Genomic DNA, 15,194 nt, shown 5'->3' with positions numbered 1-15,194 from the left:
GCACGGATTAGTGCTCACCTGAGCGGAGCTCACATGGAACGCCGGTACTGCCCACCGACCTCGAAGAACGCATCGGTGAGCTGGCCGAGCGAGCACACGCGGGCGGCCTTCATCAGCTCGTCGAACACGTTCTCCCCGGCCGTCGCCGCGGCCTGCAGGCGCGCGATCGCCTCGGCGGACTCGCTCTGGTGGCGGGCCTGGAAGTCGTCGAGGCGCTGCAGCTGCGAGCTCTTCTCCTCCTCCGTGGCCCGGGAGAGCTCGATCTCCTTCGGCTCCTCGCCGTCGGCGTCGGCCGGGGGCAGGAACGTGTTCACCCCGATGATCGGCAGCGACCCGTCGTGCTTGCGGCCCTCGTAGAGCATCGACTCGTCCTGGATCTTGCCGCGTTGGTAGCCGGTCTCCATGGCGCCCAGCACGCCCCCGCGCTCGGCGATCCGGTCGAACTCGGCGAGCACGGCCTCCTCGACGAGATCGGTGAGCTCCTCGATCACGAACGAGCCCTGCAGCGGGTTCTCGTTGAGGGAGAGGCCCCACTCCCGGTTGATGATCAGCTGGATCGCGAGGGCCCGGCGCACCGACTCCTGCGACGGGGTCGTCACGGCCTCGTCGTAGGCGTTGGTGTGCAACGAGTTCGCGTTGTCGTAGAGCGCGCAGAGCGCCTGCAGCGTCGTCCGGATGTCGTTGAACTGCATCTCCTGCGCGTGCAGGGAACGACCCGACGTCTGGACGTGGTACTTGAGCTTCTGCGAGCGCTCGTTGGCCCCGTAGCGCTCGCGCATCGCCACGGCCCAGATCCGGCGCGCGACCCGGCCGATCACCGAGTACTCCGCGTCCATGCCGTTGGAGAAGAAGAACGACAGGTTGGGCGCGAAGTCGTCGACGTCCATCCCGCGCGCGAGGTAGGACTCGACGTAGGTGAAGCCGTTCGACAAGGTGAACGCCAGCTGCGAGATGGGGTTCGCCCCGGCCTCGGCGATGTGGTAGCCGGAGATCGAGACCGAGTAGAAGTTCCGGACCTGGTGGCTGATGAACCACTCCTGGATGTCGGCCATCATCCGGAGCGAGAACTCGGTCGAGAAGATGCAGGTGTTCTGGCCCTGGTCCTCCTTGAGGATGTCGGCCTGCACCGTGCCGCGGACGTTCGAGACGGCGTGCGCGACGAGCTCCGCGCGCTTCTCCTCCGAGGGCTCCTCGCCGTGCTCCTCGCGGTACGTGTCGACCACCTGGTCGATCGCGGTGTTGAGGAAGAACGCGAGCATGGTCGGCGCGGGGCCGTTGATCGTCATCGACACCGAGGTGGTCGGCGAGGTCAGGTCGAACCCGCCGTAGAGCACCTTCATGTCGTCGAGCGTCGCGATCGAGACCCCGGAGGTGCCGACCTTGCCGTAGACGTCCGGGGGAGTGGCCGGGTCCCGGCCGTAGAGGGTCACGGAGTCGAAGGCGGTCGACAGGCGCTTGGCCGGCGAGTCCTCGGACAGGTAGTGGAAGCGGCGGTTGGTGCGGAACGGGTCGCCCTCGCCGGCGAACATCCGGGCGGGGTCCTCGCCGTCGCGCTTGAACGCGAAGACGCCCGCGGTGAACGGGAAGTACCCGGGGAGGTTCTCGGTGCGCAGGAAGCGCACGACCTCCTCGTCGGCGGTGAACGACGGCAGCGAGACGCGGTTGACCTTCGACCCGGAGAGCGTCTCCCTGGTCAGCTGGATCCGGTTCTCCTTGTCGCGGACCTTGTAGACGAACTCGTCGCCCGCGTAGTCCTCCCTGGTCTGCTCCCAACCGGCGAGCAGGTCACCGGCCTCGCGCGGCACGTCCCGCTCGGCCTCCTCGAGCACCGCGGGCAGCTCCCCGGCGTCGCGGTCGCCGAGCAGGTCCGCCGCCTGCTTCAGCGCCGAGCGCTTCCGGGTCGCGCCGACCATCGCCTCGGTGTCCTCGTGGTACTTCCGCACGGTGGCGGCGATGTCGGCGAGGTAGCGCTCGCGCTCGGCGGGAATGGCCGAGCCCGCGAAGGTGGAGACGCGGGTGTCGGGGATCTCGAGGTGGGCGGTGCCCTCCGGGAGGCCCTTCTCCGACAGGAGCGAGACGAGCTTGCCGTAGAGCGCGGTGACGCCCTCGTCGTGGAAGGTGGCGGCGCTGGTGCCGTAGACCGGCATGTCCTCCCAGCTCGCACCCCACGCGTCGCGGTTGCGCACCAGCTGGCGGGCGACGTCCCGGCGGGCGTCGTCGCCGCCGCGGCGCTCGAACTTGTTGATCGCGACGACGTCGGCGAAGTCCAGCATGTCGATCTTCTCGAGCTGGGAGGCCGCGCCGAACTCCGGGGTCATGACGTAGAGCGAGACGTCGGCGTGCTCGACGATGCCCGCGTCGCCCTGCCCGATGCCCGGCGTCTCGACGATGACGAGGTCGGCCCCGGAGGCGCGGAGCACGGCGATGACGTCGGCCAGCCGCTCGGGCAGCGCCGTGCCCGATCCGCGGTTGGCCATCGACCGGAAGGAGACCGGGCCGCCGAGGGCGTTCATCCGGATGCGGTCGCCGAGCAGGGCGCCGCCGCCCCGACGCCGGGTCGGGTCGACCGCGAGCACCGACACCTTGAGCTTGTCCTCGCGGTCCATGCGGGTGCGGCGGACCAGCTCGTCGGTGAGCGAGGACTTGCCCGACCCGCCCGTGCCGGTGATGCCGAGGACCGGGACGTGGCGCTCGGAGTTCGCGGCGTCGACGCGCTCGCGGACGTCCCCGGGCAGCACCCCCGACTCGGCCGCCGTCACCGCGCGCGCCACCACCGCGCGCTCGCCGGTGAACAGTCCGTCCCACGACGACGGGGCCTGCGCGCCGAGGTCCTCGTCGCACTCGCGGATGATCATGTTGATCATGCCCGGGAGGCCGAGCTGCTGGCCGTCCTGCGGGGAGAAGATGCGCGCGACGCCGTGGGCGTGCAGCTGGTCGATCTCGCGCTGGACGATGACGCCGCCGCCCCCGCCGTACACGCGGACGTGGCCCGCACCGCGCTCGCGCAGCAGGTCGACGAGGTAGGTGAAGTACTCGACGTGCCCGCCCTGGTAGGAGCTGATGGCGACGGCGTGCGCGTCCTCCTCGACCGCCGCCGACACCACGTCGTCGACCGAGCGGTCGTGCCCGAGGTGGATCACCTCGGCGCCCTGCCGCTGCAGGATGCGCCGCATGATGTTGATCGCGGCGTCGTGCCCGTCGAACAGGCTCGCGGCGGTCACCACCCGGATCGGGTTGCTCGGCACGTACAGCTCTTCGGCCATGCTCGTATCGTCCTCGGTCGCCGGGGGTGGGGGCCTACGTACGCGACCCACATTAGTAGGACGTCCTAGTAAATGCGACGATGACTCTGCGTTGGCCGTCTGTCACGGCCGGTGGTGGTCGGTCGTCCGTCAGGTCTGCGACTCGGCGACGTACTGCAGGAGCCCGACGAGGGTCCCCGAGCCGAGCAGCTCCCCGGCCGCGGCGAGCCGGACGACGTCGGCCACGGGGATCCACTGCGCCCGACCGGGCTCGTGGCGGTCGAGGGGGGCGTCGCTCCGTTCGGCGTCGGTCCAGACGTGGACGTGCACCGTGGAGACCACGCCGCCGGGCAGTGGCTGGAAGGAGATCAGCGGCCGGCCGGGTCCGACCGGCGCCCACCCGGTCTCCTCCGCGGTCTCCCGGGCCGCCGCGACCGCCGGATCCTCGCCCCGGTCCACGCCCCCGCCGGGGAGCTCCCAGCCGTAGCGGCCCACCGGGTAGCGGTAGGTCCGGAGCACGAGGACCTCGCCGTCGCGGACCACCACGGCGACCGCGACCGACGGCAGGTGCACCACGGGATAGTCGAAGCGGTCGCCCTCGGGCGCGGTGACGTCGTGCAGGTCGACGCGGATCGTGGCGTCGTCGTCGTCCGTGGTGACGGTGAGGGGTGCGGCCCAGACGGTGCTCACCTCGTGGGTGGCCCAGGCGTCAGCAGGAGGCAGGGACGTTCCTTGTGTCTCACGGCGCGACGAGGAGTCAGGGTCGGTGCCACTCACACCGGTGAAGTGTGGACCTTGTGTGTGTGCCGCGTGACGCTCGGGTACTTCGCTGCCGCCGGCTGACCAGCCGGCTCCACACGAGGGAGTGTCATGATCATCCTGGGCATCATCTGCCTCATCATCGGTTACCTCATCGGTATCCCGATCCTCTACACGATCGGCTGGATCCTGGTGGTCGTCGGTCTCATCCTCACCATCCTCGGCGCCGTCGGCCGCGGTGTGGGCGGGCGCAAGACCTACTTCTAGCCGGGAGCCCCGGGAAGCGGGGGCGACCCGGGGCCTTCGACGCGAACGCCCGTCCCCGGCGAGGGGGACGGGCGCACGCATCACACTCCGTAGTGACGCGTGGCGATTTTCGCCAGACTTCTTCTCTTTTGTGATACGGAGCGTCACGATCGCTCCATGACTCTTCCTGCGTACTCCGGCCGTCCCGCCACCGTCGGCGCCTCCGCCGTCCTACCTCCGGCCCCGCCCGCCGGTGCGCCACCGGGTCGGCCGACCGAGGTCGAGGCCGCCTTCTGGACGATGGTCCCGCCCGCGGCCGTCGGAGTCGTCGGGTCGCTCGCCGGCGCCGGCTTCACGCTGATCTGGGCGCTGGGGTACAGCGCCCTGTCGCTGTACCTGTTCGCGGCCGCGATCCTGGTCCTCGGGGTCGGCACCAACATCGTCTGGCTCCTCCTCGGCCTCCGGATGCGGAGCGGCTCGTCGCCGGCCCGCGTCGGGTACGCCGTGCTGACCGGACTGGGCGCGCTGGTCTCGGCGGTGCTCTGCGTCCCGCTCTGGGCCACCCTGCTGCCCGTCCTGGCGCTGGGGTGCCAGGTCGCGGTCCTCGTGCTGCTCTTCCTCCCGGCCTCGAACGCGTGGTTCGCCGCGGTCAACCGAGCGCCCGGTCCAGGTTCACCGCGGCACTGATCAGCCCGAGGTGCGTGAGGGCCTGGGGGAAGTTGCCGAGCTGCTCACCCGAGGCGGAGAGCTCCTCGGCGAACAGCCCGACGTGGTTGGCGTAGGTGAACGCCTTTTCCAGCACGTTGCGGGCCCGGTCGAGCCGCCCCGACCGGGTGAGGGCCTCCACGTACCAGAACGAGCACAGGTTGAAGGTGCCCTCCCCGCCGTCGAGCCCGTCGGAACCGTCCGGCGGGTAGCGCTGGACGAGGGAGTCGACGACCAGGTCGCTCTCGATCCGCTGCAGCGTCGAGAGGAAGCGGGGGTCGGTCGGTCCGGAGAACTTCACCAGGGGCAGGATCAGCAGCCCCGCCTCCACCTGGTCGGTCCCGGGGAACTGCGTGTACGTCCCGAGGTCGCCGTCCCAGCAGTCGCGCTGGACCTCCTCGTAGGCCTCGGCGGCGGCCTTCTCCCACGCCTCGACGGGTGCGGGGAGGCCCCGCTGGCGTGCCAGTCGCAGGGCGCGTTCGAACGCCACCCACACCATCACCCGCGAGTAGGTGTGGAACTGCGGCTCGCCCCGCGACTCCCAGAGCCCCTGGTCGGGCAGGTGGCGGTTGCGGTCGAGCCAGTCCAGCGACCCGCGGACCCGCGTCCAGAGGTCGTAGGAGATGGGGGTCTCCTTGTTGGCGATGTAGACCGAGTCCATCACCTCGCCGTAGGTGTCGAGCTGGCGCTGCGACCCGGCGGCGTTCCCGATCCGCACCGGCCGCGAGCCGCGGTACCCCGACAGGTGCGTCAGCTCGACCTCCTCCGGCGGCGGAGCCCCGTGCACGGTGTAGACCGGCAGCAGGCCCGACTCGTCGTCCGCCTCGGCCATCCGCTGCTCGAGCCACGACAGGAACGCCCGGCCCTCCTCGACGAACCCGAGTCGCATGAGCGCGTAGGAGGTGAACGCCGCGTCGCGCAGCCACGCGTAGCGGTAGTCCCAGTTGCGCTCCCCGCCGATCTCCTCGGGCAGACCCGCGGTCGGCGCCGCGATCAGCGCCCCGGTGGGGCGGTGCACCATGAGCTTCAGGAGCAGGGCCGAGCGGTGCACCATCTCGCGCCAGCGTCCGGCGTAGGTCGAGCGGGCCAGCCACTGCTGCCAGTAGGCGAGCACCGCGTCGCGGCGCCGGTCGGCCTCGTGCTCGCCGAGGACGTCGACGTCGTTGCGGTGCGGGGCCTCGTCGTGCCAGGTGAGCAGGAAGTCCGCGGCCTCGCCCGCGCCGAGGTCGATCTCGGCGACGACGGCGGGTCCGGTCGCCTCGGGGTCGTCGGCCACCCGCAGTGCGGCGGAGGTCCGCAGGACCAGACAGCCCGACCCGGCCGAGTCGTCGCTGGGAAGGAAGACCGCACCGACGCCCTCCAGCAGTTCGACGGAGTGGCGGACCCGCCCCCAGTCGAAGGCCGGCGCGCAGCGCACGGTGAAGCTCTGGCGGCCGCGGACGACGCGCACCGTGCGGACCAGCGGGCGCGTCCCGTCGTCCTCGGGGTCCATGAGGTCGACCACCTCGGCGACCGAGTCCGCGTCGAGGAAGCGGGTCATCAGGACGTTGGAGTCGGGCAGGTAGAGCTGCTTGGTGCGGGTGCACGAGCCCGGGCGCACCGTGAACGTGCTCCGCTCGGCGGCCGCGCCCTCTTCGGTGAGCAGGGCCGAGAAGACGGCGGGGGAGTCGAAGTCGGGAAGGCACGCGAAGTCGATGCTGCCGTCGGTACCCACCAGCGCGACCGTCCGCAGGTCGCCGATCACTCCGTGGTCCTCGATGGCCAGCATGATCGGGTGGTACCCCGTGGGGGCGGTCCCGAGCGGATCCGCCCCCACGGAATCGGTCACTGCTTGCGGGCGTTCTTCGCCTTCTCCTTCGCGTTCGCGAGGTCGAGTGCCTCGGCCTTCGCCGCGGCGGCCGCCCGCTCGGCCTCGACGGCCTCGGACTCCGCCTCGACACGCGTGCGCCGCGCCTCGTGGGCGTGCTCGTCGGCGATCTCCTGCTTCCGCTGCTCCTCGCGCTGCGCGGCCTGCTTGTGCTCCTGCTCGCGCTCCTTCTCCTGCTGCTGACGCTGCTGCTTCTCGCGCTCGAGCCGCTGGTGCTGCTCCTGCTCGGCCTTCCGGGCCTGCTGCCTGGCCTCCTGGTCGCGCTCACGGCGTTGCGCGAGGCGGTCGTCGGCGACCTCGCGGCGGGCCTGCGCCGCCTGGTCCCGCTCGGCGGCCTCGGTCCGCTGCTGCACCCGGGCATCGGTGACGTCGCCCTGGGCCGCCAGGCCCGGGTCGCCGAGCAGCGACCCGAGGAGCTGCCGCACGCCGCCCTCGACCGCGTCGACCGCCAGCGACGGCCCCCACTCCTTGTTGCCGCCGTTGCCGGTGACCTGGGCCAACAGCCCCACCGGCACGCGCACCACGCCGAAGCCCAGCGAGATCACGGGCCCCGCCACCGCCGACACCGGATTGCTCATCGGTCCTCCTCCTCGACGTGCTCGAGCGTGCGCGCCGTGCGGCGGGCCTCCTCGGCCCGCTGCTCCTCGTCGCGCACGCGGCTCTCCGCCTCGCCCCGCTCCGCCACGGCGGCGGCCTCGTCGCGCCGGGCGGCCTGCTCCTGGGCGCGGGCCGTCTGCGAGACCGCCTGCTCGCGCTGCGCGGTCTCGCTCTCGATCCGTTGCTCGCGGGCCACGCGCTCGGCCTCGGCCCGCTCCTCACGCTCGCTACGCGCGTCCTCGGCGGCGAGCCGCTCGCGCTCGACCTGCAGTTCCTCGGCGCGCGCCTCGGCCTCGGCCTCCTCGCGCTTCTGCCGGGCCTCGGCCTCGGCGCGCTGCGCGTCCTTCTCGGCGTCGGCGCGCTCGGCCTGCAGTTCGCCCTCGGCGCGCAGCGTGTCGTTGCCCGTGACCGCTCCGGCCGCCTTCTTCACGGCTCCGGCGAGTCGGTCGCCCGCGCGCCGGGTCGTGCTGGTGTCGGTGGGTTCGGCACCGTCGGACATGGCTCGTCTCCTCCCGTTCGGCGCGCGCTGGTACCCGAACGTCGGCGGCGGGACGCGTCCTATCGGACCAGCGCCCGCACCACCTCGGCGGCGGGACCGGTGCCCGCCCGCCGGAAGTGGACCCCGGCCCAGAGGTGCAGCCGCGTCGCGTCACCGGCCTTCGCCGCCGCCGTCCGGACCGGGCGGGTCAGATGGTGCAGCTCGGGATAGGCGGCGGGCGCGGCGGGACCGTGCTCCACGGCGAACCGGTTGGTCAACGCGCGGGCCGCCCGTCCGGTGAAGGCGCGGGTGACGGTGGTGCCGGAGAAGGTGGGGTCGGCCAGGGCCTCGCGATGCGTCGTCGAGGTGCCGGCCTCGTCGGTACGCAGGAACGCCGTGCCGAGCTGCACCTGGCTCGCGCCCGCGTCGAGCGCCCGACGGACCCCGGGTGCGTCCGCCACCCCGCCGGCCGCGACCAGCGGCAACGCCGTGTACGGCCTGATCGCCCGCAGCAGGTCGACGGTGTCGAGGTCGTTCGGCTCGGTCGCCACCGCGTGCGTGCCACGGTGCCCGCCCGCGTCGGTGCCCTGGACGACCAGGCCGTCGAACCCGGCGGTGGCGGCCGCCCGGGCCTCCTCCACGCTGGTCACGGTGGCGACCAGGCGTGCGCCGGTCGCCCGCAGCGCGCTCAGGCGCCCGGCGTCGGGCAGGGCGAAGGTGACGCTGATGGTGTCCGGCGGGTCCGCGGCCAGCACCCGGATCTTCGCGTCGAGCCCGGGCCCGTCGTCGGGATCGTCGGCTGGACGGGGGTCCCCGAGCTCCACGTGCAGCGCGCGGGCCTCGCCCGCGATCCGCGTCGCGAAGGCCGCGACGGCGCGGTCCCGACGGCCGGCGCGGGGACCCTGGTCCGGCAGGAACAGGTTCACCCCGAACGGCGCGTCCGAGCGCTGCCGGAGCTCGGCGAGCTGGGCGGCGAGCGCGTCGGCGGTCAGGTAGCCGGCCGCGAGGTAGCCGAAGGCGCCCGCCCCTGCCACGGCGGCCACCAGGGTCGGGGTGGACGGGCCGCCCGCCATGGGCGCCGCGACGATCGGGTTCACCGGGCGCATCCGTCCGCGCCGTTCGTGCTGGTCCGGACTAGTCCGGCCGTGCGAATCCGAAGTCCCCCGCCGCCTCCCACGGGCCGCCACGGTAGTGCCACAGCGCGAGCGCATCGACCTCGGTGTCGTACGGGACGTGCGTTTCCCGGACGCTCTCCAACGTCCGGCGGGCCTCGTCGGGGCTCACCTTGTTCTGGATCGTCACGTGCGGGCGCCAGCGCCGGGCGTCCTGGTCGGTGAGGTTCGCCTCGAAGCGCTTGGCGATCGCGCCGCGGATGCCCTCGAGCTCGGAGGACTGCAGGCGCAGGCCCACGCCGCGCCCGAGCTTGAACGGCTCGCCCACGTGGATGGCGGGCCGCTCGCCCCGGGTGAGGCGGGAGAGCTGGGTCCGGACGTCGTCGAGGAGGTCCCCGGGCAGGGCGTGGAACAGGGTGATGTGCGCCCCGACGTGCAGCCGGTCCGCGGGGAACCAGCGCCGACGCTGCGCGTCGAGGTCGGCCTGGGCGTCGGGGACGAGGACGGCGGAGATGATCAGCGGGTCGGGCACCGGGGGGAGGTACCCGCTGGCCCGGCGAGCCAGCCGGCCGGGTCGTCCCACGCCTGCAGGGTGCGCTGCGAGTGCACCGCCACCGGGTCGCCGGTCGCCGGATCGGGCCAGCCCAGGGTCCGGGCGAGCAGCTGGAGCGGCGCGCGCAGGTCGTCCAGCGGGACGTCGCGGAGGTCCGGGTAGAAGGGGTCGCCGAGGATCGGGATCCCGAGCGAGCACAGGTGCAGCCGCAGCTGGTGGGTGCGGCCGGTCCGCGGAGTGAGCCGGTACCGCGCGATCGGTCCGAGCACCGGATCGTCGCGGTGCGCGACGAGCTCCACGAGCGTCTCGGCGTTGGGCTCGCCGTCGACCTCGCGGGCGGTCACGATCCCCCGTTCCTTCACGATCCGGGACCGGACGACCTGCTCCGGCGGCAGGGTGGGGTCGTAGCGGGTGATCGCCTCGTACGTCTTGGACACCCGTCGGTCGCGGAACAGGTTCTGGAAAGTCCCGCGGTCCTCCCGGTGGATGACGAACAGCACGAGCCCGGCCGTCACCCGGTCCAGCCGGTGGGCGGGGGAGAGGTCGGGCAGCCCGTGCTCGTCACGCATCCGGACGAGCGCGGTCTCCCGCACGTGGCGGCCCCGCGGGATCGTCGCCAGGAAGTGCGGCTTGTCCGCGACCAGCACCCGGTCGTCCCGGAACGCCACGTCGACGCCGAACGGGACCGGGGCCTCGTCGGGGAGGTCGCGGTGAAACCAGACCGACCCGCCGCTGACGTAGGGCGCGTCGAGCGCCAGCGGCCCGTCGGCGTCGTGGAAGCGCCCGGCGTCGAACATGGCGTCGACCTGCGACGCCGGCAGCGGCACCCGCGTCACCACGTGGTCGCGGATCGTCGCCCACTCCTGCGACACCGGGAGCCGCATGCGCGCAGGGTCGAGGCCGAAGCGGGGCGGCAGGGACGGTGGCGGGCGCACCACCCCATTGTGAGCGAAGGGGCCCTCCGGTCGGTCTATCCGCCCGAGGGCGCCCTTCGCCCGCGGAGGCGCCACTGGCGAAGGGCGCCCCCGGCCCGCCTATTCGACCGAAGGTGCCCTTCGCTCAATCGGTGAGCAGCGCGTCCGACACGATCTTGCGCTGGATCTCGGACGTGCCCTCGAAGATCGTGGTCAGCCGGGCGTCGCGCCAGTACCGCTCGGCCGAGTACTCGGTGGTGTAGCCGTTGCCACCGAAGATCTGCAGCGCCCGCGACGTCACCCGCTCCGCGGTCTCGGAGGCCACGAGCTTGGCCTGCGAGGTCTCGACGTCCGCGCGCACGCCGGAGTCGACCAGCCACGCGGCGTGCAGGTAGAGCTGGCGGGCGGCCTCGACGTCCGCGGAGAGGTCGGCGAGCGCGTGTCGGATCACCTGCTGGTCGCCGATCGGGTGCCCGAACTGGACCCGCTGCTTCACGTAGGCGATCGCGTCCTCGACCGCCCCGCGCGCCAGCCCGACGGCCCGTGCCGCCGTCTGCACGCGCGCCGGTCCGAGCCAGCGCAGCGACTCCTTGAACCCCTGGCCCTCGTCCTGCCCGGTGTCCTGCAGCGCGTCGGCCGGGAGCCGCAGCCCGTCGATCTGCAGCTCCCACGTCGTCAGGCCGTAGTAGCCGATCTTGTCGATCGGGGTGCCGGTGACGCCCTCGGGGAACTCGCCGCGGGCCTTCTCGACCAGGAACAGCTCCAGCCCGTCCGAGCGGCCGTGCCCCTCACGGGGCTCGCGGGTGCGGGCGAGCAGGTGCAGGAAGTCGGCGCGCTTCGCGTGCCCCACCCAGCGCTTCGTGCCGGTGATGACCCAATCCTCACCGTCCCGCTCGGCGTGGCAGCCCACGTTGGCCAGGTCCGAGCCGGCCGAGGGCTCCGAGAACGCGATCCCGCCGATCCACTCACCCCGGGCGGAACGCTCCAGCAGGTCCGGGCGGCCGGCGCACCCGGTGCCGTTGCCGCGGGCGATGATGCTCGCGACGCTCATCCACGCCCGCGCGAGCTCCTCGCAGATCAGGGCGTACTCGAGCACGCCGAGCCCGAGCCCGCCGTGCTCGCGGTCGATCATCACGCCGAAGTAGCCGAGCTCGGCGAGCCGCGCCATCAGCTCGTCGGGGATCTCGGCGCGCTGCGGGTCGAGCTCGTCGGCGACCGGCAGCACCTCCTCCATCGCGAACGTCCGCGCGACCCGCTGCAGCTCCAGCCGCTCCGGGGTGAGGTACACGCTCGCCGCGGGCGCGAGCGTCTCGACGCCCTCGAGGTTCTTCCGGCTCCAGCTCATGGCTGTGTCTTCCCGCCCTCGAGCTCTCCCGCACCTGCGCGGGCGGAGGTCACGTCCGGACGTGCGGGACGATGCGGTCGGCGGCGAGCCGGTCGAACACGGCCTCGAACGCGTCGACTGTGCGGACGTAGCCGGTGAACCCCGCGAGCCGGGAGCGCGACATGTCGGTGAGGCACTCGATGTCGCGACCGAGATCGCCGTCGGTGTGCCAGAACGAGGCGACCCGGCCGAGGTCGGTCTCGACGAGACCCTCTCGCTCGGCGATCCGCGCCCACACGTCGTCCATGCCTGCGGTCTGCTCCTCGAGCGGGCGGACGGTGCCGTCGAACCCCTCCGCCTTCACCCCGAGCAACTCGGCGAGACGCGGCCACATCCAGCGCCACCGGAAGACGTCGCCGTTGACCACGTTCAGCGCCTGGTCGTGGGCCGACGGCGACCCGGTCGCCCAGATCATCTGCTCGGCGGCCTGGCCGGCGTCGGTCATGTCGGTGAGCCCGTCCCACTGTTGCTGCGAGCCGGGGAAGGTGAACGGCCGGCCGGTCTCGCGGCACAGCGCAGCGTAGGCGGCGAGGGTCGAGGCGATGTTCATGGCGTTGCCGACCGCGTACCCCACGACCGTGTGGGCCCGGTGCACGCTCCAGGAGAACCGGTGCTCGCGCGCGGCGGCGAACAGCTCGTCCTCCTGCGCGTAGTAGAAGTTGGGGTGGTCGAGGCGCGGTTCGGTCTCGACGAACGGGGTCTCCGGCATGTCGCCCTGGCCGTAGGCCTCGAACGGGCCGAGGTAGTGCTTGAGCCCCGTCATCAGCGCGACGTGCTGCACCGTCCCCTCGGCACCGGCCGCGGCGAGGACGTCGCGGACCATCCCGCCGTTGACCCGGATGTTCTCCTCCTCGGTGTCCTGGCGGGACCAGGCGGTGAGGAAGACCGAGCTCGGCCGCGTGCCGGCGATCGTCGAGCGCAGGGCGTCGGCGTCGGTGAGGTCGGCGTGCAGGCCCTCGACCTCGCGGACCGTCGACGACGAGCGTCGCGACAGCCCGAGGACGTGCCCGCCGCGGACGGTGAGCCGCTCGGCGAGGGCGTGGCCGACGATGCCGGTGACGCCGACGATCAGGGGACGGGAGAGCGCGTGCATGAGGGGCGGGTGCCCCGCCGCGTGCACGGTTGAACCCTTGACCATTGCGGTAGAAGGAGGCGTGTTCGTCTACACCGCGCAGCCCGCCCGCGTCGTCTTCGGCGCCGGGAGTCTCGACCGGCTCGCCGAGGAGGTCGAGCGGCTCGGCCGGTCCCGGATCCTCGTGCTCGCCGGCGCCCGGCACCGTGCGCGGATCGAGGCCGTGCTGGGAGAGCTCGCCGTTGGGACCTTCGAGGGCGCGGCGATGCACACGCCGGTGGCGGTGACCGAGAAGGCGTTGACCGTTCTGCGCGAGGCGGACGCCGACTGCGTCGTGGCCGTCGGCGGCGGCTCGGCGACCGGCCTGGCGAAGGCGCTCGCGGTGCGCACCGGGGTCGACCAGGTGATCGTGCCGACCACGTACTCCGGCTCCGAGGTCACGCCCGTCCTCGGGGAGACCGCCGACGGCGTCAAGACGACGCGGAGCTCGCCGGACATCCTCCCCGAGACCGTCCTCTACGACGTCGAGCTCTCCCGCTCGCTGCCCCACGACGTCACCGTCACGAGCGCGGTCAACGCCCTCGCCCACGCCGTCGAGGCGGTGTACTCGCCGCAGGCGAACCCGGTCGTCGACCTGCTCGCCCTCGACGCCGTCCGCCGGCTGGCCGCCGGCCTGCGCGGGCTCGACACCCCGGGTGCCCGCGACGACCTGCTGATGGGTGCGTGGCTGGCGGGGACGTGCCTCGGGTCGGTGGGCATGGGGCTGCACCACAAGCTCTGCCACACGCTCGGCGGTTCGTTCGACCTGCCGCACGCCCCGACCCACACCGTCGTGCTCCCGCACGCGATGGCCTACAACGCCGCGGCCGCTCCCGGGGCGATGCGCCGGCTCGCCGAGGCCCTCGACGTCCCGGACGCTCCGGGCGGCGTGTTCGACCTGGTCACGACGGCGGGTGGTCCGACCTCCCTGCGCGAGCTCGGGATGGCGGAGGCCGACCTGGACCGGGCGGCCGAGCTCGCCGTCGGGACCCCGTATCCCAACCCGGCCGAGCTGACCCGCGAGGGGCTGCGGTCGCTGCTCGGCCGGGCGTGGGCGGGGGAGCGGCCGGTCTAGACGCGGTCTGCGCCGGCGCGCAGGGCGCGGAACTTCTCCCAGACGACGGTCGGGTGCACCTCGGGCTGGTAGCTCGCCCGCGAGGAGAACCCGCAGTCGGCGCCCGCGATGACCTGCTTGCGACCGACGGCGTCGACGTAGTGGCGCAGCATCTCGGCGATCAGGTCGGGGTGCTCGACGTAGTTCTGGGCGTGCCCGAGCAGGCCCGGGACGAGGATCGCGTCGCCGAGCTTCTCCCTCAGCGCCGCGTCCGACCAGATCGTCCACTCGTGCATGTGGCGCGGGTTCGCGACCTCGAAGGAGTACGCCCCCGCCCGGATCGCCAGCATCGGACCGGCGACCTCAGCCATCGTGATGTCGTGGATGCGCGGCCCGTGGTTGAGGCCGTAGCAGGTGTGGAGGCGGATCTTCTCGGTCGGGATGTCGCGCAGCGCGTGGTTGACGATCTCGGCGTGCTCGGCGGCGGTGCGCTGTCGCTCCTCGGGGGACAGCTCCGGGTCGGAGAGGATCTCGATGAGCCACGGGTCGTCGATCTGCAGCAGGAACCCGGCGTCGACGATCGCCAGGTACTCCTCGCGCAGCGCCTCGGCGACGGCCGTGTAGTACTCGGTGTCGGTCGCGTAGTACTCGTTGCGCCCGAACCCGCGCGGTGAGGTCGAGGGCATGAACGCCTCGGTGGCGTCGACGCCGACGAGCGCCGCCTTCAGGTTGTCGATGTCGGTGCGCAGCTGGTCGTGGCCCGAGTAGGACACCGGTCCGACGCACGCCACGGTCACCATCGGCGCGACCGTCTTCGTGTACTTCCCCATGTACTGCTCGTAGTAGCCGGGGAAGGCGTCGAGCTCGAGCTGCCACGACGGCGGGAGCAGCTTCTCCCCGCTGCTGGGGGAGAAGCCCTCGAGGCGGTCCTGGATGTAGGTCGCGAAGCTGACCTTGCCCATCTCGCCGTCGGTCACGACGTCGAGACCCACCTCGACCTGCTTCGCCACCACGTCGCGGACCGCCTCGGCCACCTGCTTGGCGAACCCGGCCTCGTCGTACGGGCGGCCGTGCTCCTTCTCCCGCATGGTGTCGAGCAGCGCCTCCGGACGGGCGAGGCTGCCGACGTGGGTGGTGAGGATCCGCTCTCCGCTGCGCTGCATGGCCCCGAC

14 protein-coding genes are annotated in these 15,194 nt (G+C 72.6%); 3 read left to right on the top strand and 11 right to left on the bottom strand.

Annotated features, from left to right (window positions below; translation table 11 throughout):
- Positions 1-29: 29 nt before the first annotated feature.
- Positions 30-3,263, bottom strand: a complete 3,234-nt coding sequence (gene icmF, locus QSK00_RS17170) for a fused isobutyryl-CoA mutase/GTPase IcmF (protein WP_285592370.1) — start codon at positions 3,261-3,263, stop codon at positions 30-32.
- A gap of 129 nt (positions 3,264-3,392) precedes the next feature.
- Positions 3,393-3,932 (bottom strand): NUDIX hydrolase, encoded by a 540-nt coding sequence (locus tag QSK00_RS17165; protein WP_285592369.1) that lies wholly within the window; start codon positions 3,930-3,932, stop codon positions 3,393-3,395.
- Between the two features lie 180 nt (positions 3,933-4,112).
- On the opposite strand from QSK00_RS17165, the gene QSK00_RS17160 reads away from it, so the two are divergent.
- On the top strand, positions 4,113-4,268 hold the full coding sequence (locus QSK00_RS17160; protein ID WP_285592368.1) for a hypothetical protein: 156 nt from the start codon (positions 4,113-4,115) through the stop codon (positions 4,266-4,268).
- 156 nt (positions 4,269-4,424) lie between these two features.
- Positions 4,425-4,934: a hypothetical protein gene (locus QSK00_RS17155; RefSeq protein WP_285592367.1), complete on the top strand. Its 510-nt coding sequence runs from the start codon at positions 4,425-4,427 to the stop codon at positions 4,932-4,934.
- Here QSK00_RS17155 and QSK00_RS17150 read toward each other — a convergent pair.
- The 8 genes from QSK00_RS17150 to QSK00_RS17115 form a co-directional block, all read right to left on the bottom strand.
- Entirely contained in the window at positions 4,897-6,720 is a 1,824-nt protein-coding gene (locus tag QSK00_RS17150; RefSeq protein WP_285592366.1) for a glycoside hydrolase family 15 protein, read from the bottom strand. The two genes, QSK00_RS17155 and QSK00_RS17150, sit on opposite strands and share 38 nt — an antisense overlap.
- A 56-nt stretch (positions 6,721-6,776) precedes the next feature.
- Positions 6,777-7,397, bottom strand: a complete 621-nt coding sequence (locus tag QSK00_RS17145; protein WP_285592365.1) for a hypothetical protein — start codon at positions 7,395-7,397, stop codon at positions 6,777-6,779.
- Positions 7,394-7,915: a hypothetical protein gene (locus tag QSK00_RS17140; protein WP_285592363.1), complete on the bottom strand. Its 522-nt coding sequence runs from the start codon at positions 7,913-7,915 to the stop codon at positions 7,394-7,396. Before QSK00_RS17140 ends, QSK00_RS17145 begins: the two co-directional genes overlap by 4 nt.
- Before the next feature lie 59 nt (positions 7,916-7,974).
- Positions 7,975-8,991, bottom strand: coding sequence for a nitronate monooxygenase (locus tag QSK00_RS17135; protein WP_285592362.1), 1,017 nt, complete (start codon positions 8,989-8,991; stop codon positions 7,975-7,977).
- A gap of 37 nt (positions 8,992-9,028) precedes the next feature.
- Positions 9,029-9,538: a 2'-5' RNA ligase family protein gene (locus QSK00_RS17130; protein WP_285592360.1), complete on the bottom strand. Its 510-nt coding sequence runs from the start codon at positions 9,536-9,538 to the stop codon at positions 9,029-9,031.
- On the bottom strand, positions 9,523-10,443 hold the full coding sequence (locus tag QSK00_RS17125) for a pseudouridine synthase (protein ID WP_285592358.1): 921 nt from the start codon (positions 10,441-10,443) through the stop codon (positions 9,523-9,525). The genes QSK00_RS17130 and QSK00_RS17125 overlap by 16 nt, the downstream gene beginning before the upstream one ends.
- Before the next feature lie 175 nt (positions 10,444-10,618).
- On the bottom strand, positions 10,619-11,818 hold the full coding sequence (locus tag QSK00_RS17120) for an acyl-CoA dehydrogenase family protein (RefSeq protein ID WP_285592357.1): 1,200 nt from the start codon (positions 11,816-11,818) through the stop codon (positions 10,619-10,621).
- A 49-nt stretch (positions 11,819-11,867) separates the two neighbouring features.
- Positions 11,868-12,977 (bottom strand): SDR family oxidoreductase, encoded by a 1,110-nt coding sequence (locus tag QSK00_RS17115; protein WP_285592355.1) that lies wholly within the window; start codon positions 12,975-12,977, stop codon positions 11,868-11,870.
- Between the two features lie 34 nt (positions 12,978-13,011).
- On the opposite strand from QSK00_RS17115, the gene QSK00_RS17110 reads away from it, so the two are divergent.
- Positions 13,012-14,043, top strand: coding sequence for a maleylacetate reductase (locus tag QSK00_RS17110; protein ID WP_285592354.1), 1,032 nt, complete (start codon positions 13,012-13,014; stop codon positions 14,041-14,043).
- On the opposite strand, the gene QSK00_RS17105 is transcribed toward QSK00_RS17110, so the two are convergent.
- Positions 14,040-15,185, bottom strand: a complete 1,146-nt coding sequence (locus QSK00_RS17105) for a cobalamin-independent methionine synthase II family protein (RefSeq protein WP_285592353.1) — start codon at positions 15,183-15,185, stop codon at positions 14,040-14,042. The two genes, QSK00_RS17110 and QSK00_RS17105, sit on opposite strands and share 4 nt — an antisense overlap.
- Between the last annotated feature and the right edge of the window lie 9 nt (positions 15,186-15,194).

Origin of the sequence: Actinomycetospora sp. NBRC 106378 (assembly GCF_030269685.1) — a bacterium.
Lineage (GTDB): Bacteria > Actinomycetota > Actinomycetes > Mycobacteriales > Pseudonocardiaceae > Actinomycetospora.
Note: the sequence above shows the minus strand (reverse complement) of the source record. Positions and strands in the feature narration are given on the sequence as shown.